19 protein-coding genes are annotated in these 18,312 nt (G+C 65.9%); 7 read left to right on the top strand and 12 right to left on the bottom strand.

Translation table 11 applies throughout. The features are described from left to right. Positions 1-71: 71 nt before the first annotated feature. The 4 genes from VH326_RS14150 to VH326_RS14135 form a co-directional block, all read right to left on the bottom strand. Positions 72-1,199: a site-specific DNA-methyltransferase gene (locus VH326_RS14150; RefSeq protein ID WP_329632481.1), complete on the bottom strand. Its 1,128-nt coding sequence runs from the start codon at positions 1,197-1,199 to the stop codon at positions 72-74. A gap of 188 nt (positions 1,200-1,387) precedes the next feature. Beyond that, positions 1,388-2,020 (bottom strand): ribonuclease HII, encoded by a 633-nt coding sequence (locus VH326_RS14145; RefSeq protein WP_329632480.1) that lies wholly within the window; start codon positions 2,018-2,020, stop codon positions 1,388-1,390. After that, the gene (gene thiD / locus VH326_RS14140; protein ID WP_329632479.1) at positions 2,013-3,197 is read right to left on the bottom strand and encodes a bifunctional hydroxymethylpyrimidine kinase/phosphomethylpyrimidine kinase; all 1,185 of its coding nucleotides are present in this window, start codon (positions 3,195-3,197) and stop codon (positions 2,013-2,015) included. Before thiD ends, VH326_RS14145 begins: the two co-directional genes overlap by 8 nt. 170 nt (positions 3,198-3,367) lie before the next feature. After that, positions 3,368-4,270: a prephenate dehydratase gene (locus VH326_RS14135; protein WP_329632478.1), complete on the bottom strand. Its 903-nt coding sequence runs from the start codon at positions 4,268-4,270 to the stop codon at positions 3,368-3,370. 234 nt (positions 4,271-4,504) lie between these two features. On the opposite strand from VH326_RS14135, the gene VH326_RS14130 reads away from it, so the two are divergent. Further along, positions 4,505-5,200: a cytochrome c family protein gene (locus tag VH326_RS14130; protein ID WP_329632477.1), complete on the top strand. Its 696-nt coding sequence runs from the start codon at positions 4,505-4,507 to the stop codon at positions 5,198-5,200. Between the two features lie 101 nt (positions 5,201-5,301). On the opposite strand, the gene VH326_RS14125 is transcribed toward VH326_RS14130, so the two are convergent. The 3 genes from VH326_RS14125 to VH326_RS14115 form a co-directional block, all read right to left on the bottom strand. After that, positions 5,302-6,255, bottom strand: coding sequence for a TIGR00730 family Rossman fold protein (locus tag VH326_RS14125; RefSeq protein ID WP_329632476.1), 954 nt, complete (start codon positions 6,253-6,255; stop codon positions 5,302-5,304). A 74-nt stretch (positions 6,256-6,329) separates the two neighbouring features. After that, the gene (locus tag VH326_RS14120; RefSeq protein WP_329632545.1) at positions 6,330-6,911 is read right to left on the bottom strand and encodes an extensin family protein; all 582 of its coding nucleotides are present in this window, start codon (positions 6,909-6,911) and stop codon (positions 6,330-6,332) included. Positions 6,912-7,048: 137 nt separating this feature from the next. Beyond that, positions 7,049-7,672 carry a DUF4328 domain-containing protein gene (locus tag VH326_RS14115; protein WP_329632475.1) on the bottom strand — a complete coding sequence of 208 codons (624 nt, stop codon included), beginning with the start codon at positions 7,670-7,672 and terminating at the stop codon, positions 7,049-7,051. A 144-nt stretch (positions 7,673-7,816) separates the two neighbouring features. On the opposite strand from VH326_RS14115, the gene VH326_RS14110 reads away from it, so the two are divergent. The 4 genes from VH326_RS14110 (at position 7,817) to VH326_RS14095 (ending at position 12,183) form a co-directional block, all read left to right on the top strand. Beyond that, complete coding sequence (locus VH326_RS14110; RefSeq protein WP_329632474.1) at positions 7,817-8,977, top strand: phosphoserine transaminase; 1,161 nt, start codon at positions 7,817-7,819, stop codon at positions 8,975-8,977. Positions 8,978-9,060: 83 nt separating this feature from the next. Continuing rightward, on the top strand, positions 9,061-10,638 hold the full coding sequence (gene serA, locus VH326_RS14105) for a phosphoglycerate dehydrogenase (RefSeq protein ID WP_329632473.1): 1,578 nt from the start codon (positions 9,061-9,063) through the stop codon (positions 10,636-10,638). A gap of 48 nt (positions 10,639-10,686) precedes the next feature. Beyond that, positions 10,687-11,076, top strand: a complete 390-nt coding sequence (locus VH326_RS14100) for an endonuclease domain-containing protein (protein WP_329632472.1) — start codon at positions 10,687-10,689, stop codon at positions 11,074-11,076. Beyond that, positions 11,077-12,183 (top strand): ATP phosphoribosyltransferase regulatory subunit, encoded by a 1,107-nt coding sequence (locus VH326_RS14095; protein WP_329632471.1) that lies wholly within the window; start codon positions 11,077-11,079, stop codon positions 12,181-12,183. On the opposite strand, the gene VH326_RS14090 is transcribed toward VH326_RS14095, so the two are convergent. Continuing rightward, positions 12,180-12,833 (bottom strand): hypothetical protein, encoded by a 654-nt coding sequence (locus tag VH326_RS14090; RefSeq protein ID WP_329632470.1) that lies wholly within the window; start codon positions 12,831-12,833, stop codon positions 12,180-12,182. The genes VH326_RS14095 and VH326_RS14090 overlap by 4 nt on opposite strands. A 95-nt stretch (positions 12,834-12,928) precedes the next feature. Here VH326_RS14090 and VH326_RS14085 point away from each other — a divergent pair, with 95 nt between their 5' ends. Continuing rightward, positions 12,929-14,230 carry an adenylosuccinate synthase gene (locus VH326_RS14085; protein ID WP_329632469.1) on the top strand — a complete coding sequence of 434 codons (1,302 nt, stop codon included), beginning with the start codon at positions 12,929-12,931 and terminating at the stop codon, positions 14,228-14,230. A 14-nt stretch (positions 14,231-14,244) separates the two neighbouring features. After that, a complete protein-coding gene (locus VH326_RS14080) occupies positions 14,245-14,844 on the top strand; it encodes a hypothetical protein (protein WP_329632468.1) in 600 nt (199 codons plus the stop codon). A 47-nt stretch (positions 14,845-14,891) separates the two neighbouring features. Here VH326_RS14080 and aroC read toward each other — a convergent pair whose 3' ends face one another. From aroC to VH326_RS14060, 4 genes are all read right to left on the bottom strand, one after another. After that, entirely contained in the window at positions 14,892-15,959 is a 1,068-nt protein-coding gene (gene aroC, locus VH326_RS14075; protein WP_329632467.1) for a chorismate synthase, read from the bottom strand. Then, positions 15,956-16,360, bottom strand: a complete 405-nt coding sequence (locus tag VH326_RS14070) for an endonuclease domain-containing protein (protein ID WP_329632466.1) — start codon at positions 16,358-16,360, stop codon at positions 15,956-15,958. Before VH326_RS14070 ends, aroC begins: the two co-directional genes overlap by 4 nt. A 61-nt stretch (positions 16,361-16,421) precedes the next feature. After that, positions 16,422-17,249, bottom strand: a complete 828-nt coding sequence (gene fabI, locus VH326_RS14065; protein WP_329632465.1) for an enoyl-ACP reductase FabI — start codon at positions 17,247-17,249, stop codon at positions 16,422-16,424. Next, positions 17,246-18,187 (bottom strand): YihY/virulence factor BrkB family protein, encoded by a 942-nt coding sequence (locus tag VH326_RS14060; RefSeq protein ID WP_329632464.1) that lies wholly within the window; start codon positions 18,185-18,187, stop codon positions 17,246-17,248. Before VH326_RS14060 ends, fabI begins: the two co-directional genes overlap by 4 nt. Positions 18,188-18,312: the final 125 nt, after the last annotated feature.

Raw genomic sequence — 18,312 nt, 5'->3', positions numbered from 1 at the left:
CCGCTGCTTCGCTCTGGCGGCAACGCGTTACCGTTGCAACCCGGCGGCCTCGGCCTTCGCCGGTGCGATGTTCAGGGCTGCGTCGCCAGCAGATAATTCTGCCGCAGCGCATCGATCGGCTTGAGCCCGTCCGCCGCTTCGTAATGCCAGAAAGTCCAGCCGTTGCACGCCGGCGCCTTCTGCAACGTCGCGCCGAGCTTGTGGATCGACCCGGCATTGCCGCACGCCGACTTGAGCGAGCCGTCCGCGCCGACCGTCGCCGACCAGCGCCGCTTGGCATCGGTCAGCACGCTGCCCGGCACCAGCATGCCGTTCTCGACCAGCGATCCGAACGCCACGCGCGGCGCGGCCTTGGGGCTTTGCATCGTCGTCAGCGCCGACTCGTCGAGCGGTAGCGCGGCGGCGATCCGTTCCTCGGCCGCTTCGATATAGAGCGGCTCGCGCTCGATCCCGATCCAGCGCCGCCCCAGCCGCTTCGCGACCGCGCCGGTGGTGCCGGTGCCGAAAAACGGGTCGAGCACGACATCGCCTGGTTCGGTGCAGGCGAGCAGGATGCGATAGATCAGCGCCTCCGGCTTCTGCGTCGGGTGGACCTTGACGCCGTTGCGCTTGAGCCGCTCCGGCCCGCCGCAGATCGGGAATTCCCAATCGCTGCGCATCTGGAGCTCGTCGTTCAAGGTCTTCATGCTGCGATAGTTGAAGGTGTAGCGCGCCTTCTCGCCGGTCGACGCCCAGATCAATGTCTCGTGGGCGTTGGTAAAGCGCGTGCCCTTGAAATTGGGCATCGGGTTGGCTTTCCGCCAGACGATGTCGTTGAGGATCCAATACCCCAGGTCCTGGATCGCGGCGCCGACCTTGAAGATGTTGTGATAGCTGCCGATCACCCAGATCGCGCCATTGTCCTTGAGGATTCGCTTAGCCTCGTTCAGCCACAGCCGCGTGAAGCGGTCATAGGCGGCGAGGCTGTCGAACTTGTCCCAATCGTCGGTCACCGCGTCGACATGGCTGCCGTCGGGGCGCGACAGGTCGCCGCCAAGCTGGAGGTTGTAGGGCGGATCGGCAAAGATCAGGTCGACCGACTTGGCCGGGAGCGCGCGCATCGCCTCTATGCAATCGCCCATCACGATCTGGTCGATCGGCAATGTGCCGTCGACGATCGCCGGCATCGGCGCGCACTTTACCTTCTCGATGACCCCCATCGATTCCCCCGCTTCCCCGTTTCGACGCGCCCATGAAGCCGGGCGACACGGACTCCGGTCAAGGAAAACTTAGTTAACGAATTGGCTTACCAAATCGTTAACAATGCGGAACATTTCGCGACGCTTACCCGATGTTGAGTCCGCGTTTGGGTTCAGCCCCAACTAATGGGGTGTGGCCGAAAAGACTCTCACTGCGCCAGAACCGAAAATTCGAGCGGGCGTTGCGCGGCTTGCGCGACCGGGGCGAAGCTCTTGCGGTGGAGCGGGCACGGGCCGTGGTCGCGCAAGCCCTGCAGATGCTCGGGCGCGCCATAGCCCTTGTTGCGCTGCCAGCCGTAATGCGGCCAGGTCTCGGCGTGCGCGATCATGATCTGGTCGCGGGTGTGCTTGGCGACGATCGACGCAGCGGCGATCGACAGCGACTTGCCGTCGCCGCCGACGATCGCGGTCGCGGCATAGCTCCAGCGCGGCAGCCGGTTGCCGTCGACCAGCACGTGCGCCGGGACCAACCCCGCGGCTTCGGCCAGCGCATCGACCGCCAGCGTCATCGCCTTCATCCGCGCCCAATAGATGTTGAGCGTGTCGATCTCGTCATTCTCGACGATCCCGACCCCGACCAGCGCGCACTTGCGCAAACGGTCGTGGAGGCGGTGGCGCTCGGCGGCGGTGAGCTTCTTCGAATCGTCGATCCCGCGCGGAATGCCCTTGCCCGGCAGGATCACCGCGGCCGCGACCACCGGCCCGGCAAGCGGGGCGCAGCCGGCTTCGTCGACGCCGGCGACCGGCGCGAGGCAAAGCTTTTCGTGCTTGAGGCTAGGCATCGGAGTCTTTTGTGGTCGCATTTTCGGACGAAAAACCGGTTCCCACTTTTTCTGAAAATGCTCCGAGCCGCCACGGCGGATACCGCCGGTTCTCGTCGGCCTGGTACAGGCACACGGCGTTCCCCGAAGGATCGGTCAGCCGCGCCTCGCGCCACAGCCAGGATTGTTCGGTCGGAAGCTGGTCGAAGGTCACGCCCGCCCTTTGCAGCCGATCGACTGCTGCGTCGAGATCCTCGCACTCGAAGAACACGGTCGGCCGTGCGCCCTTTTCGACCGACAGCGTCGCGCCGCCCGGCGATTCGAAGCGGGCGTAGTGCGCATCTTCGGTGGCGACGATCTGGTTTAGCCCAAGCGCGGTGTAGAATGCGCAAGACGCGGTATAATCTTCGGTGGGGATCGTCACCTGATTGAGCCGCGGATCGGGCCCGAGATCGAGCCGAACCTTGTGATGCCCCATCGGCCCATGCCCGCCGCCAAACCCGGGCGCGTCGTGGAGAGCGAGTCGCACGAACTGGCGGGCTCGGGCCACGGCAGCCTTGAGCGGCAATCCGCGCGCCAGGTTGGTCGCGATCGCCGAGGCGAGCGTGCAGCCGGTGCCGTGCGTGCTGCTGGTATCGATTCGATCGGCGCCCCAGCATGCCTCGGCGCCGTCGGGCTGGATCAGGCGATCGACGATCTTGCCGCCGTCGCCATGTCCGCCCTTCACCAACAAAGCGCAGCCGTGCGCCAGTACCGCCGCCCCGCCTCCCAGTGCCACCAGTTCGGGCAAGTTCGGCGTCGCCACCGTCGCCAGCCGCATCAGCCGCCCGAACGCCGCGATCGTGGCAGCGTCGGCCAGCGCGTCGCCGCTGGTCGCGAGCATCACGGGATCGAACACGATCGGCACCTTCATTCCGGCCAGCACGTCGGCCACCGCATTGGCGGTCTCGCCCGATCCGATCATCCCGATCTTGATCGCGTCGATGCCGATGTCGGTGACCACCGAATTGATCTGCGCGACCACCATGCCAGCCGGCACCGGCAGCACCGCCTGCACGCCCAGCGTGTTCTGCGCGGTGATCGCGGTGATTGCGGTCATGGCGTGGCCGCCGAGCATCGTCACCGTCTTGGTGTCGGCCTGGATACCCGCCCCGCCGCCCGAATCGGATCCGGCGATGATGAGAATGCGCGGGGTCATGTCAGTCGCGAATGTTCACCAATGTTCGCAGTGACAAGGGGACGTTTGAGGGTTCAAGATTTACGGCCTCACGAAGTTGCGCCGTTGGCGCAGAACTGGAAATAAACGCGGGCGGCGATCGGCGTGCGTCATGACGCATCATGCCACGCCGCGTTGCCTGTAGGAAAGTATTATCCCCGCCGCCGCGCCTGCGGGTAGCTGCCGAGTACGCGCAACCACTTGGAATGAAAGCCCAATTCCTCCAGCGCGCGATCGAGATTTTCGTCGCCCGGCCGGCCTTCGACATCGGCGTAGAAATCGGTCGCTGCGAAGCTGCCGCCCTTTTGATAGCTTTCGAGCTTGGTCATGTTGACGCCTTCTGTCGCGAACCCGCCCATCGCCTTGTACAAAGCGGCGGGGACGTTCTTCACCTCGAAGATGATCGTCGTCATGAACGGGCCCGCATCGGTTTTGGCGCCAGTCAGCGGCCGACCGCCCCTCGCCAACGTCACGAACCGCGTGGTGTTGTGCTCGGCATCGGCGATGTCGCTCGCCAGCGTATCGAGGCCGTAAATCTCCGCAGCGGCCGGCGGCGCGAGCGCGGCGACCTTGGTATCGTTCAGTTCGGCAACCAACGCGGCGGCGCCGGCGGTGTCGGGATAGCTGGTCGGGATGATGCCGCGCGCCTTGAGCCAATGGCGGCACTGGCCGAGCGCCTGCGGATGGCTCATCGCCTCCTTCACGCCCTCGATCGGCCCCGATCCCATCAGCGCATATCGGATCGGCAGGAAATGCTCGCCGGTGATCACCAGCCCCGATTCGGGGAGCAGGAAATGCATGTCGGCGACTCGGCCGTGGAGCGAGTTCTCGATCGGGATCACGGCGCAATCGGCGCGCCCTTCCTTGACCGCGTCGATCGCGTCTTCGAACGAAAAGCACGGCAGCGGCAGCCCGTCGGGGAATACCTCGAGCACGGCGACATGGCTGTTCGCGCCCGGCGCGCCCTGAAACGCCACCGCGCGCTCGGGGGCAGCAGCGGCGGCTTCGGCCATCGCAGCGACGATCGGACGGGCGGGGGCGGCGAAATTCTCCATGGAGAAGGCCGCTTAGTGGTGCGTTATATGTCGGGCAAGCTGACGCTTGCGCGGTACCGGCCCGCTCCCCCACCCGACCGCCCAATCAGGATATTCTATGGGCGGTCGGGTGGGGGAGCGGGCCGGCACCGCAGGTCAGCCAATAGGCTGACAAAGAGCCTTCAAGCCGCGCTTGCCCGAGCGCAAACCGCTTACTAAAGGGTCAGCACTTCATCAGGGGCGCAACGCAGAACCATGGACGACAACAAAAACACGATCGCGGGCTGGGTGCTGGCAGGATGCTTCGCCGCGCTGGGGCTGACGATCGTGGGCGGAATGATCTTCGAAAGCGGCGAGCCCAAGAAGGAAGGCTATCCGGTCGAAGCGGTCGCCGAGGGCGGCGACGCCAGCGCCACGCCCGACGTGCCGATCGCCACCTTGCTGCAGACCGCCGACGCCACCAAGGGCGCCGAAGTGTTCAAGAAGTGCGGGTCGTGCCACACGATCAACCAGGGCGGCCCCAACGGAACCGGCCCCAACCTCTACGCCACCGTCGGGGAAGCGATCGCCACCGGCAAGGGCGGGTTCGCGTTCTCCGATGCGCTCAAGGCCAAGGGCGGCAAGTGGGACTTCGATGCGCTCAATGCCTGGCTGACGTCGCCGCGCAAGTTTGCGCCTGGCACCAAGATGACTTTTGCCGGTCTCTCGAACGCCAAGGATCGCGCGGACGTGATTCTTTATCTGAACACCCAAGGCTCGAACCTGCCGCTCCCGCCGCCGCCCGCCGCGGCCCCTGCGGGCAAGCCAGGCGCCGCTCCCGCCGCACCGGTTTCGCCGACCGACGGCAAGGGCGCCGCCGCGCCGGGCGCCGAGACCGCGGGAAACCCCGCAGCGGCCAGCGGCGCGCCCTCGAAGGATCCCAACGCCGCCGAGCGCGCGCCGACCAAGTAAGTCCACGTTGTGCTCCTGCGAAGGCAGGAGCCTAGCGTTGCATCACACCTCGCTTATCGCGTGGCTTCTGGATTCCTGCCTTACAGGAACACGATGAGCGATCAGTAACCACCCTCTTTGCCCCGCGCGGTGGGGGCATGCGCGGCGACTTGTTCGGCGGAATGCCATTCGGCCTCGGCCTTGCGGTCCTCGGTCGAGCGCTCGCTGTAGAAGCGCTGGACGTGCTCCCAGCCTTCCTCGGCAGTCTCGCAATAAGTGAAGATCGACAAGTCCTTCGCGCCGATCACGCCTTCCTCGACCAGTGCCTCGAAATTGACCACGCGGTCCCAGAACTGGCGGCCGTAGAGCAACACCGGGATCGGCTGGATCTTGCCGGTCTGGATCAGCGTCAGCAGCTCGAACAGTTCGTCGAACGTGCCGAATCCGCCCGGGAACGCCGCCAGCGCACGGGCGTGGAGCAGGAAGTGCATCTTCCTGAGCGCGAAATAGTGGAATTGCAGGCTGAGCCCCGGCGTGACGTAGGGGTTGGGCGCCTGTTCGTGCGGCAGCACGATGTTGAGCCCGATCGATTCGGCGCCGACGTCCGCCGCGCCGCGATTGGCCGCCTCCATGATCGACGGGCCGCCGCCAGAGCAGACCACGAATTGCCGCTTGCCCGATTCGTCGACCGGGAAGCCCGAGGCCAGCCGGCCGAGTTCGCGCGCGACGTCGTAATATTTCGATTTCTCGACCAGCCGCTCGGCGATCCTGCGCGATGTGTCGTCGGTCGCGGCGGCGAGCAGCTCCTGCGCCTTCTCCGGCTCGGGAATGCGCGCCGATCCGTACATCACAAAGGTCGAGCCGATCCCGGCTTCGTCGAGGATCAGTTCGGGCTTCAACAGCTCAAGCTGGAAGCGGACCGGGCGCAGATCCTCGCGCAGCAGGAAGTCCATGTCCTGGAATGCGAGGCGGTAGGCCGGGTTTTGGGTCTGCGGAGTGGAGATGCCGGCCTTGACTCGATCGGCTTCTTGCTTGGCGCGCGCAAAGACGCGCGATGGAACGCGGGTTTCAGTCATCCCATGCTCCTAGAGCAAGCGATTGGGCGTCGGCAAGAGCGGTCCCGGCCCATTCGCGCGAGCGGATCAAACACCTACCGACAGAAGCTCTTGTGGTCGTCCTCGAGATGGAGGTGGTCGTGATGCGCGGCGTTGTAATCGGGGCTGAGCACGGTCCCGAAGCGCTTGCACGCCGAGCTGTGGATCAGCTGGAAAAAATGCTGCGTTCCAGCGTCGTCCGATCGCCAGTCGTCCTGCACCGAAATCCGCCGCCCGTCGGCGAGGATGAACGCCGAAACGTCGACCGCGTTGGCCAGGGCATGCCCCGACAGTCGCGGCGTCGCGGTGCCGACCGTGTTGCGGCAGGCATAGGTGCCCATCGTCTCGACCCGCACCAGCTTGCTGCCGAGCACCTGGTAGGCGGCGGGCGCGACGGCGTTGCGCGTCCAGCCGATGAATTCCTCAGCGAGCCCGCAGCGCATCGCCTTCAGCCCCGATACCGGCACCCCGATATCGATCAACTGGACCGCCCCGATCACCTGGCACCCGCCGCCGAAGTCGCGGTCGGGGAGCGGCGAATAGCGCACCTCCTCGCGCGACAGATCGGCGAAGCACGCCTGCGTGTCGCGGCTGGTCGGCAGGTTGAGCGTGACCGGCGGCGCCCCCATCGGCCGCATCGGCGGCACGCGATCCGCCTTGCCCCCGCCGAACACGCAACCGGCGAGCAAGAGAGCAGCGAAGGGGATCAGGCGCTTCACGTGCGCGAGTGTCGCGCAACATGGTTAACGAACGGCTATTGCCGCGCATTCGACGACTAGTCGAAGATGGTCGGGTCGACCGCGTGCAACTGCAATTCGGCAACGTGGCCAATGATGGTCGCCAAGCACCAAGCAGCTACAATCCCCAGCACTCCGCTTAGGATCAGGACAACACCCTGCGCCACGCTGAGTCCGATTTCGGGGTCCGGGTTGCGCGACATTAGGGATTGTACCATGCCCAAGAACGCGCGGCCTATCCACGCCGCCCACCACCAGCCGATCAGGTCGCGTACGAAGGCCCAGCGCCCGGGGCGACGGGCACCGCTGCTCTCGACGATCTCGACCATGGCTTCGTACGGCTTCCATAACGAAGCGATGGGGACGAAATACCACCCAACTGCCCAGCCGGGACTGATCGTCAAATCGGGATGGCTCAGATGGGCGACGGCCATCGCGCGATAGATCCAGACACCCACGACAATTGCGGTAAGCAACATCGTGCCAATGACGACCAACTCGGCCAACGCCACGATCGGGCCGCTCGCGAACCATACGTCCACCCCGCCGCCCGCCACGAAATCCAGCGCAGCAATCATCTCGATCGCGACGATCATAATCCAGCAGTAGAGCGCGACTCTTGCCGCCATCCCGGCCTGCGCCGCCCTGTGTCGTTGATCCATTCATCCCCCTGTGTCGTCACGATATTACAAAGACCCGATCGACCGTCCAGCTTCACTGGTTGACGCAGCGCAGCAAATCTCTACGCCCGTCGACGGGCCACGCGGTCCCAACGCCGCGCGTGCTCTCTGCAAGGAGAGACTGACATGACTGAACTGCTCGTGCCCGACGCCACAATTGCGTCCGTTGCCAAGCCCGCCACCAGGCCGGCGCGCCCCTATTTCTCCAGCGGACCTTGCGCCAAGCCTCCGGGCTGGGACGCGTCCAGGCTCGCCACCGACAGCCTCGGCCGCTCGCATCGTTCGAAGATCGGCAAGGCGCGGCTCGCCTATTGCATCGACCTGATGCGCGAGATGCTCGCGCTGCCGGAGACGCACCGTATCGGCATCGTCCCCGGCTCCGACACCGGCGCATTCGAGATGGCGATGTGGACGATGCTGGGGGCGCGGCCGGTCTCGACGCTGGCATGGGAGAGCTTCGGCGAAGGCTGGGTGACCGACGCGGTCAAGCAGCTCAAGATCGATCCGACGGTGATCCGCGCGGATTATGGCGAATTGCCCGATTTGGGCGAGGTCGACTGGTCGAACGACGTGCTGTTCACCTGGAACGGCACCACGTCGGGGGTGCGCGTGCCCGATGGCGACTGGATCCCCGACGACCGCGAGGGGCTGAGCTTCGCCGACGCGACCAGCGCGGTGTTCGCGTATGACTTGCCATGGGACAAGATCGACGTCGCGACCTTCTCGTGGCAGAAGGTGCTCGGCGGCGAAGGCGGGCATGGCGTGCTGATCCTCGCGCCGCGCGCGGTCGAGCGGCTCGAAAGCTACACGCCGGCCTGGCCGTTGCCCAAGGTGTTCCGGCTGGTGTCGAAGGGTGCGCTCAGCGAAGGCGTGTTCAAGGGCGAGACGATCAACACCCCGTCGATGCTCGCGGTCGAGGACGCGATCTTCGCGCTGGAGTGGGCGAAGGGGGCGGGCGGACTCAAAGGCTTGATCGCTCGGAGCGATGCCAATGCGGCGGCGCTCGATACGCTTGTCGCGGAGCGCGACTGGCTCGGCCATCTCGCGGCCGATCCGGCATCGCGGTCGAAGACCAGCGTTTGCCTGACGGTCGAGGAGGCCGACGAGGCGCTGATCAAGAAAATGGCCGCGTTGCTCGAGGCCGAAGGCGCTGCATTCGACATCGCGAGCTATCGCGACGCGCCGCCGGGCTTGCGCATCTGGTGCGGCGCGACCGTCGATGCCGCCGACATCGAGGCGCTCGGGCCGTGGCTCGATTGGGCCTACGCGACGGCCAAGGCGGCGTGAGCGTCGCCCCGACGTAGGCCGGGGCCGCTAGCCGCATTCCTTCACAGCGGCCCCGGCCTTCGCCGGGGCGACGGAGACATCACATGCCCAAAGTCCTCATCAGCGACAAAATGGATCCCAAGGCCGCGCAGATCTTTCGCGAGCGCGGGGTCGAGGTCGACGAAATCACCGGCAAGACTCCCGACGAACTCGCCGCTATCATCGGCGAGTATGACGGTCTCGCGATCCGCAGCTCGACCAAGGTGACCAAGGCGATCCTCGACGCCGCTCCCCGCCTGAAAGTCGTCGGCCGCGCCGGGATCGGGGTCGATAACGTCGATATCCCCGCCGCCTCGGCCAAGGGCGTGGTGGTGATGAACACGCCGTTCGGCAACTCGATCACGACCGCCGAGCACGCCATTGCCCTCATGTTCGCGCTCGCCCGCCAGCTCCCCGAGGCCGATGCGTCGACCCAGGCCGGCAAGTGGGAGAAGAACCGCTTCATGGGCGTCGAGCTGACCTCCAAGACGCTCGGGCTGATCGGCGCGGGCAATATCGGGTCGATCGTCGCCGACCGCGCGCGCGGGCTCAAGATGAAGGTGATCGCGTACGATCCGTTCCTCACGCCGGAGCGCGCGATCGAGATGGGGGTCGAAAAGGTGACGATCGATGAGCTGCTCGCGCGCGCCGATTTCATCACGCTGCACACGCCACTGACCGACCAGACGCGCAACATCCTGTCGGCGGAGAACCTCGCCAGGACCAAGCCCGGCGTGCGGATCATCAACTGCGCGCGCGGCGGGCTGATCGACGAAGCGGCGCTCAAGGCGGGGCTCGAATCGGGGCACATCGCCGGCGCGGCGCTCGACGTGTTCGTGACCGAGCCGGCGACCGACTCGCCGCTGTTCGGTGCGCCCAATTTCGTCTCGACTCCGCATCTGGGCGCGTCGACCAGCGAAGCGCAGGTCAACGTCGCGATTCAGGTCGCCGAGCAGATGGCCGACTATCTCGTGTCGGGGGGCGTCACCAACGCACTCAACGTGCCGTCGCTGTCGGCGGAGGAAGCGCCCAAATTGAAGCCGTACATGGCGCTGGCGGAGAAGCTCGGCAGTCTGGTCGGCCAGCTCGCGCACGGTGCGCTGTCGGGTATCTCGATCGAGGTCGAGGGCGCCGCGGCCGAGCTCAACCAGAAGCCGATTACGTCGGCGGTGCTCGCCGGGCTGATGCGAGTCCATTCGGACACCGTCAACATGGTCAACGCGCCGTTCCTCGCCAAGGAACGCGGCCTCGACGTGCGCGAGGTGCGCCACGACCGCGAGGGCGATTACCACACGCTGGTCCGCGTGACGGTCAAGACCGAGGCCGGCGACCGATCGGTCGCGGGCACCTTGTTCGGCAACGCGGCGCCGCGGCTGGTCGAATTGTTCGGGATCAAAGTCGAGGCCGACCTCGCCGGGTACATGCTCTACGTCGTCAACGAGGACGCGCCTGGGTTCATCGGCCGGCTCGGCTCGCTGCTCGGCGAAGAAGACGTCAACATCGGCACGTTCCATCTCGGGCGGCGGAACACGGGGGGCGAGGCGGTGCTGCTGCTGTCGGTCGACGAAGCGGTGACGCCCGAGCTGATCGAGAAGGTGCGTGGGCTGGCGGGCGTGAAGACGGTGCGGGGGCTGAGCTTCTAGTCTATCTTCTCCCTCTCCCCTCCGGGGAGAGGGTCGGGGAGAGGGGCAGTGCCGAAAAAGGCCAAAAGTCAATTGGATCGCACCAAAGCAATGCGCGGCGAGCCGACCGGTCCCGAAGCACGCTTATGGCACTGTCTTCGGGCTAAACGGTTCGAGGGCGTCAAGTTTACGCAACAGGTTCTGATCGGCCCGTGCATCGTCGATTTCGCAGCGCGCGACCGTAAATTGGCAATCGAGCTCGACGGGGATAGTCACGGCCCACAAGAAAGCTATGACGCGCGGCGAACGGCTCTGATCGAACGCGAAGGATTCCGAGTGATCCGTTTCACCAACGCCGACGTGATGACGAACTTGGAGGGCGTGTTGCAGACGATCGCCGATACGCTCGCGGCACTGCCCCTCTCCCAACCCTCTCCCCGGAGGGGAGAGGGCTTTTAGATGACTCACGCCCTCCTCCCGTCCGGCTTCCACGACCGACTCCCGCCCGACGCCGATGCGGCGGCGCGGCTTGAGCGGCGAGTGCTCGATGAGGCGCATGGCCATGGCTATGAGCGAGTCGACCCGCCGCTCGCCGAGTTCGAGGACGCGCTGGCGCATCGGCTCAAATCGGCGCGCGCGCAGGATTCGGTGCGCTTCGTCGATCCGATCAGTCAGCGCAGCCTCGCGATCCGCCCCGACATCACCGCGCAGGTCGGGCGGATCGCGGCGACCCGGATGGGCCACCACCCGCGCCCGGTCCGGCTGTCCTATGCCGGGTCGGTGCTGCGGCTGCGCGCGAGCGAGTTGGAGCCCGAGCGCGAGCGGCGCCAGGCGGGATGCGAGCTGATCGGGCTCGATACGGTCGCGGCGGCGCAGGAGATCGTGACGGTCGCGGTCGAGGCGCTCGAAGCGGCGGGGGTGACCGGGATTTCGATCGACTTCACGCTGCCCGACCTCCTCGCTACGCTTGCCGCCGGGCCGTTGCCGCTCGAGGGCGCGTCGCTCGATGAGCTTGCCGGCCGGCTCGACGCCAAGGATGCCGGCGCGGTCACCGCGCTGGCGCCCGGCTATCTCCCGATGATCGAAGCGGCGGGGCCGTTCGATTCGGCGTACGACCGGTTGCGCCGGTTCGACGCCGGCGGCGCGCTGGCCAGCCGGCTCGATGGGCTGTCGAAGGTCGCCGAATGCGTGCGTGGCCGCGCACAGCTGACGCTCGACCCCACCGAGCGGCACGGCTTCGAATATCAGACATGGTTCGGTTTTTCGCTGTTCGCCGAAGAGTCACGCGGTGAGATCGGGCGCGGCGGCAGCTACACGATCGTCCATGAAGACGGCGCGGAAGAGGCCGCGATCGGCTTCACGCTCTATGTTGACGCGATCGTTGCAGCAGGTTCCGGCGCGAACGAGCGTCGACGCCTGTTCGTCCCGCTCGGGACCGACCCAGCGCTCACCGCGGAGCTACGCGGCCAAGGTTGGGTCACCGTCGCTGCGCTCGAGCCGGGCGACACGCCCGAAGCGCAATTGTGCACGCATATGCTGGCCGAGGGCAAACCGCGACCGCTTTAGTCGCTGTCTTTGTCCTTTGGCACGTCCGCCACCAAGGTCAGCGTGCCCAGCGGCGGGAGTTTAACCATGCGGCGCGCAAGCGCCAGCAAATCGTCGCGCGAATTGATCGCACAATATTTTGTGATGAGGATGTCGAGGTTCGGCGGATCGCGACGCATCGATTTGGGGCAGTCGCGTTGTAGCACGTCGAATTGCTTGATGATCCCCTTGGTCGGCGTGCGCGACAGCAGGACATAATCGCTGCCCGGCCGCGCACCGATTTGGGTCACCCACAATTCCTTGGTCCCTGCCTTACCGATCATGACGAAGAAGCCCGGCTGGGTTGGTGCCTTGGGCAGGTCGTCTCGCTGCTCACTCGACGAAAACATTGCCCAGCAATGAAACACGCCATAGTTGCGGACGAGTCGCCAGCCACTGTCATACTCGTCGTTGTCGGTGTCTCGATACCGCCAGATCCCGAACGCGACACGGCTCGTGCAGCCGATATCGCCGTTGCTGCTGTCGATATGCTGGGGCCACATCTCTTTGGTGCCGGAACCGAACAGCGGTAGATCGGCGTGGATCAGACTATCGGCGGGCTGGTCCGGCGCATCCTGGGCCACAACCGGCGACGGCAATCCGATCAGCAATGCCAGCACCCACAACCTCATCGGCTTGGCTCCAATCGAAACTCGGGGCAAAGCGTGGACGCCCCGGTCCGCCAAGTCTAGAGCGGCGGCGCTCGACAAGACTGGGACGCAAAATTTTGGCAAATGTAGCGGTGATCGGTGCCCAATGGGGTGACGAGGGCAAGGGCAAGATCGTCGATTGGCTTGCCGAGCGCGCCGATGTCGTGGTCCGGTTCCAGGGCGGGCACAATGCCGGGCATACGCTGGTCGTCGACGGTAAGACCTACAAGCTCGCTTTGCTGCCGTCTGGCGTGGTGCGCGGCACGCTGTCGGTCATCGGCAACGGCGTGGTGTTCGATCCCTGGCATTTCCGCGACGAGGTGACTCGGATCGCCGAGCAGGGCGTGCGGGTGACGCCGGAGGTGCTCCACGTCGCCGAGACCGCGCCGCTGATCCTGCCGCTCCACCGCGACCTCGATGCGTTGCGCGAGGATGCGCTGGAGGAGGGCAATTCGGGGCAGAAGATCGGCACCACGCGGCGCGGGATCGGCCCGGCGTATGAGGACAAGGTCGGGCGCCGCGCGATCCGGATCTGTGACCTGGCGCACCTCGACAGCCTCGCTCCGCAGATCGACCGGCTATGCGCGCATCACGACGCACTGCTCGCCGGGTTCGGCAAACCGCCAGTCGATCGCGAGGCGCTGATGGGCGAACTCAAGGACATCGCCGATTTCGTGCTGCCCTATGCGAAGCCGGTCTGGGTAACGCTCAACGCCGCGCGCGAAGCCGGCAAGCGGATCCTTTTCGAAGGCGCGCAGGGGGTGCTGCTCGACGTCGACCATGGCACCTATCCGTTCGTCACATCGTCGAACACGGTGGCGGGAACGGCGTCGGCGGGATCGGGATTGGGGCCGGGCCGCGTCGGGTTCGTGCTGGGGATCGCCAAGGCGTACACGACGCGAGTCGGATCGGGGCCGTTCCCGACCGAGCAGGACAACGAGGTCGGCGAGTATCTCGGCACGCGCGGGCGCGAGTTCGGCGTCAATACCGGGCGCAAGCGGCGCTGCGGCTGGTTCGACGCGGTGCTGGTGCGGCAATCGGCGGCGGTGAGCGGGATCACCGGGATCGCGCTGACCAAGCTCGATATTCTCGACGGGCTCGACGAGATCAAGATCTGCACCGGCTATCGGCTCGGCGACCAAAGCTACGATTACCTGCCCCCGCATCCGCAGGACCAAGCTGCGGTCGAGCCGGTCTACGAGACGGTGCCGGGCTGGTCCGAATCGACCGCAGGCGCGCGCAGCTGGGCCGAGCTCCCCGCGGCGGCGATCAAATACATTCGCCGCATCGAAGAGCTGATCCGCTGCCCCGTCGCGCTGGTGTCGACCAGTCCGGAACGGGCCGACACCATCCTGGTGCGCGACCCGTTCGCGGACTGATCCCTTAAGGGGTCGTGGTCGAGCCCGTCGAGCCCGCCGTTCCGGTGCCGCCGCTGGTGCCGGTCGTCGAACCATTCGTGGCCCCGGTACCGGTCGTGCTCCCCGTGCCGCTGGTGCCGGTACCGGTGGTGGTGGTCGTGGTGCCCGTGCCGAGCGAACCCGACGTGCCCATCGAGCCGCTGGTGCCGGTCGAGCCGGTGCCCATCGATCCGGTGGTGCCCGTGCCGAGAGAACCGTTCACCCCAGTTCCCAAAGAGCCGCTGGTTCCGGTACTCATGGTGTCTGTCGTCGAGCCGGTCGTGCCGGTCGATCCGGAGGTCCAGCCCCCGGACGATCCGCGCGTCGTCATGCTGCTCGTGCCGACGCCGCGACTACGGCTGGCACCCGTGGCCGAGCGCCGCGGCGTCGGCCGGGTCGAGCGAGGCGTGCGATGCGTGCTGCTGCTGCCGGTCCGGCTCGTCGAGCTGGCGGAGGTGCCGGTCCGGCCGTTGCTGGTCGAGGTGCCGGCGGTGGATCCACTGGTCTGCGCAAATGCCGACGACGCCATCAGCATCGCGGCGATTCCCGTCAAAACTTTACCCATGTTAATTTCTCCCGTACTTTCCATGACTTAGGTGCCAAGAACGGGATCAGCAGCAGAGAAGTTCCACTGCCAAAGCAATTATCCGCACTGCGCGCGGTGGAGCAGTTTCTGGTCGGCGAGCACCAGCGCCACCATCGCTTCAACGACCGGGGCACCGCGAATCCCGACGCAGGGATCGTGCCGGCCCTTGGTCGAAATCTCGGTCGCCTCGCCTTCGCGCGTGATCGTTTCGACCGGCGTCAGGATCGAGCTGGTCGGCTTGAACGCCACGCGCAGCCGCAGCGGCTGCCCGGTCGAGATCCCGCCCGCAATCCCGCCGGCATGGTTGGCGAGGAACGCCGGGCCTTGCTCGCTCGGGCGCATCGCGTCGGCATTGTCCTCGCCGCGCAACGCGGCCGCAGCGAAGCCGTCGCCGATCTCGACGCCCTTGACCGCGTTGATCGACATGCACGCGCCAGCCAGTTCGGCATCGAGCTTGGCGTAGAGCGGCGCGCCCCAACCCGCGGGCACGCCGGTCGCCTCGCACGCAATCACCGCGCCGAGCGACGATCCCGCCTTGCGCGCGGTGTCGATCGCCGCTTCCCAGCGCTCCGCCGCCTTTGGGTCTGGGCAGAAGAACGGGTTGTTCGCGATTTCGCCCGCGTCGAACCGGGCATAGTCGATCGCATCACCGCCGATCGCCTCGACCCAGGCGGTGATCGTCAGTTTGGGGATCACCAACCGTGCGACCGCGCCCGCTGCGACTCGGCTCGCGGTCTCGCGCGCCGACGATCGCCCGCCGCCGCGATAGTCGCGCAGACCATATTTGGCGTCGTACGCATAATCGGCATGACCGGGGCGATACGCCTGCGCGACCGCCGAATAATCCTTCGAGCGCTGGTCAACATTATCGATCATCAGCGAAATCGGTGTACCCGTGGTCCGCCCCTCGAATACCCCGGACAGGATGCGCACCTGATCAGGCTCCTGCCGTTGCGTCGTGAAGCGCGACTGCCCCGGCCGCCGCGCGTCGAGGAACGGCTGGATGTCGCTTTCATTCAGGCTAAGTCCCGGCGGGCATCCATCGACCACCGCCCCGATCGCCGGCCCGTGGCTTTCCCCCCAGGTGGTGAAGCGAAAGACGTGGCCGAAGCTGTTGTGGCTCAAATCCCCTCTCCCTCTAGGGGAGAGGGAGGGGCCCACTCGGCGCGGCCGAGTGGGAGGGTGAGGGACTGTTGAACGGTGAAGACAACGCCTTCCAAGTTTCGCATCACGTCATCGTTAGAAAAACGGACCATGCGAAACCCTTCGCTGCTCAGCCACGCCGTGCGTTGCTCGTCATAGTCCTGCTGATGCGCGTGGCTGTCGCCGTCAACCTCGATCGCAAGCCCGGCCTCAGCGCAGAAGAAGTCGACTAGGTAGCGCCCCAGCCATACCTGCTTGCGAAACTTGGCGCCCGCGACCTGTCGGTTGCGCAGAGCCGACCAGAGTCTCTTTTCCGGCCCAGTGGGATTGTGGCGCATCCCGCGCTGAAATTTTAGCGGCTCTTCGCCGGGCGGTCGCTTCATCCCCTCACCCTCCCACCGCCTTCGGCGGCGGGCCCCTCCCTCTCCCCTCAGGGAGAGGGTTCTACGCCAGTGCGATATCCGGGGCGTCCTCGGCTTTCATGCCGATGACGTTGTAGCCGGCATCGACATGATGCACCTCGCCGGTCACGCCGCTCGCGAGATCGCTGAGCAAATACAGACCCGCGCCCCCGACATCCTCGATCGTGACGTTGCGCTTGAGCGGCGAATTCAGCTCGTTCCACTTCAGGATCAGGCGGAAATCGCCGATCCCGCTCGCCGCCAGCGTCTTGATCGGGCCCGCAGAAATCGCGTTCACCCGGATATTGTCGCGACCGAGATCGACCGCGAGATATTGCACGCTGGTCTCGAGCGCCGCCTTGGCCAGCCCCATCACGTTGTAATGCGGGATGACTTTTTCCGCGCCGTAATAGCTGAGCGTCAACAGCGACCCGCCGCCCTTGCCCGTTTCGGGATCGAATGGCGCCATCATCGCCGCGGCACGCTGCGCGACGGCGACGAACGAATAGACGCTGATGTTCATCGTCATCAGGAAATTGTCGAGACTGGTGTCCATGAAGCGGCCGCGCAGTTCGTTCTTGTCCGAAAAGCCGATCGCATGGACGACGAAGTCGAGCGTCGGCCAGTCCTTGGCGAGATCGGCGAAGGTCCGGTCGAGGCTGGCCATGTCCGACACGTCGCAATCGAACAGCCGCGCGACGCCGAGCTGTTCGGCGAGCGGGCGGACTCGCTTCTCCATCGTCTCGCCCTGATAGCTGAAAGCCAGTTCGGCCCCCGCTTCGCTCAACTTCTTGGCAATTCCCCAGGCCAGGCTCTTGTCGTTGGCGAGCCCCATGATCAGCCCGCGTTTGCCCTGCATCAATCCGGTCACGTCGCGACGGCCTCCGTACTGGTTCCGCTTTCCCTTACGTCGTCGAGGGGCGTTTCGGCTAGTGCCGCGTTCAGATGGGCGCCGATCGAGATGCCGAACCCGATGATCCAGAAAAACAACAGCGTCACGATCACTCCGGCGAGGCTGCCATAGGTAAGGTCGTAGCCGCCGAACAAACCAAGCGTTGCCGGCAACAGCAAGGTGGCGACGATCCACCACACGGTCGTGAACAGCGCCCCCGGCCAGCGCGGGCATCCTTTCCCGCGATACCGGCCCGGCGTCACCGACAGGAACAGCATGTAGAGCGCGCCGTACATGATCAGTCCGGGCACCAGCCGCGACAGCCCGATCCATCCCGCGACTTCCTCCGCCCAGGGCAGCCAGTGGTAGATGAACTGTTCGACGATGGTCAGCACGCCCTGGATCAGGAACGCGAGCAATGCGAGCACGACCGAACCGATGATCACAAGCATCGACCCCAGCCGATAGCGCCAGAACGGCTTGTCGAGCGTCACACCATAGGCACGCCGGAACACGTCGCGGATCGTTTCCACGAAGCTTCCCACCGTCCACAAAGCGACCACCGCGCCGAGGATCAGCAGCGACCCCGTGCGCGCGGCGAGCACGTCGGAGATCGGCTTGCGCAGCAGTTCGCCGGCACTCGGCGGCAGCGTGTAGAGGAACGAATTGACCGCGCACACCGTCTCGCTGCGCTGTCCGAACACCGACGCGATCGCCGCCGCCAGGATGAAGAACGGGAACACCGTCATCAAAGCGAGATAGGCCAGGTTGCCGGCGTACATGAAACCGTTGGCGAAGATGCCGACGAACACGCGCTTGGTAACGATCCAGGCGCGCTCCCAAACCGGCTTGCCTCTGCGTTCGTGATAGCCGCGCTCGGCGCGGGCTTCGGGTGACAGCGGCGAGATGTGCGACATGGTTAGGGTCGAAATCCAGCTGGAGCGACGTCGTGATCGGCCGGAGAAGGCCGCTGGCTAGGAGCGCAGCGCAGACGCGTAGCCGGCGCTACGCGCAAGCAAGCGACGATGAGCCGGTCGCCCTG

Origin of the sequence: Sphingomonas sp., from assembly GCF_036269755.1 — a bacterium.
In the GTDB taxonomy this organism is placed as follows: domain Bacteria; phylum Pseudomonadota; class Alphaproteobacteria; order Sphingomonadales; family Sphingomonadaceae; genus Sphingomonas.
This window is presented reverse-complemented; position numbering and strand designations above follow the sequence as displayed.

Excerpts from the sequence above, each read along its gene's own strand:
- VH326_RS14150 (WP_329632481.1), bottom strand. The coding sequence starts at position 1,199 with ATGGGGGTCATCGAGAAGGTAAAGTGCGCGCCGATGCCGGCGATCGTC.
- VH326_RS14145 (WP_329632480.1), bottom strand. The coding sequence starts at position 2,020 with ATGCCTAGCCTCAAGCACGAAAAGCTTTGCCTCGCGCCGGTCGCCGGC.
- VH326_RS14070 (WP_329632466.1), bottom strand. The coding sequence starts at position 16,360 with ATGAAGCGACCGCCCGGCGAAGAGCCGCTAAAATTTCAGCGCGGGATG.
- VH326_RS14095 (WP_329632471.1), top strand. The coding sequence starts at position 11,077 with ATGACTCACGCCCTCCTCCCGTCCGGCTTCCACGACCGACTCCCGCCC.
- thiD (WP_329632479.1), bottom strand. The coding sequence starts at position 3,197 with ATGACCCCGCGCATTCTCATCATCGCCGGATCCGATTCGGGCGGCGGG.
- VH326_RS14135 (WP_329632478.1), bottom strand. The coding sequence starts at position 4,270 with ATGGAGAATTTCGCCGCCCCCGCCCGTCCGATCGTCGCTGCGATGGCC.
- VH326_RS14110 (WP_329632474.1), top strand. The coding sequence starts at position 7,817 with ATGACTGAACTGCTCGTGCCCGACGCCACAATTGCGTCCGTTGCCAAG.
- serA (WP_329632473.1), top strand. The coding sequence starts at position 9,061 with ATGCCCAAAGTCCTCATCAGCGACAAAATGGATCCCAAGGCCGCGCAG.
- VH326_RS14090 (WP_329632470.1), bottom strand. The coding sequence starts at position 12,833 with ATGAGGTTGTGGGTGCTGGCATTGCTGATCGGATTGCCGTCGCCGGTT.
- VH326_RS14120 (WP_329632545.1), bottom strand. The coding sequence starts at position 6,911 with ATGCGGCCGATGGGGGCGCCGCCGGTCACGCTCAACCTGCCGACCAGC.
- VH326_RS14130 (WP_329632477.1), top strand. The coding sequence starts at position 4,505 with ATGGACGACAACAAAAACACGATCGCGGGCTGGGTGCTGGCAGGATGC.
- VH326_RS14125 (WP_329632476.1), bottom strand. The coding sequence starts at position 6,255 with ATGACTGAAACCCGCGTTCCATCGCGCGTCTTTGCGCGCGCCAAGCAA.
- VH326_RS14060 (WP_329632464.1), bottom strand. The coding sequence starts at position 18,187 with ATGTCGCACATCTCGCCGCTGTCACCCGAAGCCCGCGCCGAGCGCGGC.
- VH326_RS14115 (WP_329632475.1), bottom strand. The coding sequence starts at position 7,672 with ATGGATCAACGACACAGGGCGGCGCAGGCCGGGATGGCGGCAAGAGTC.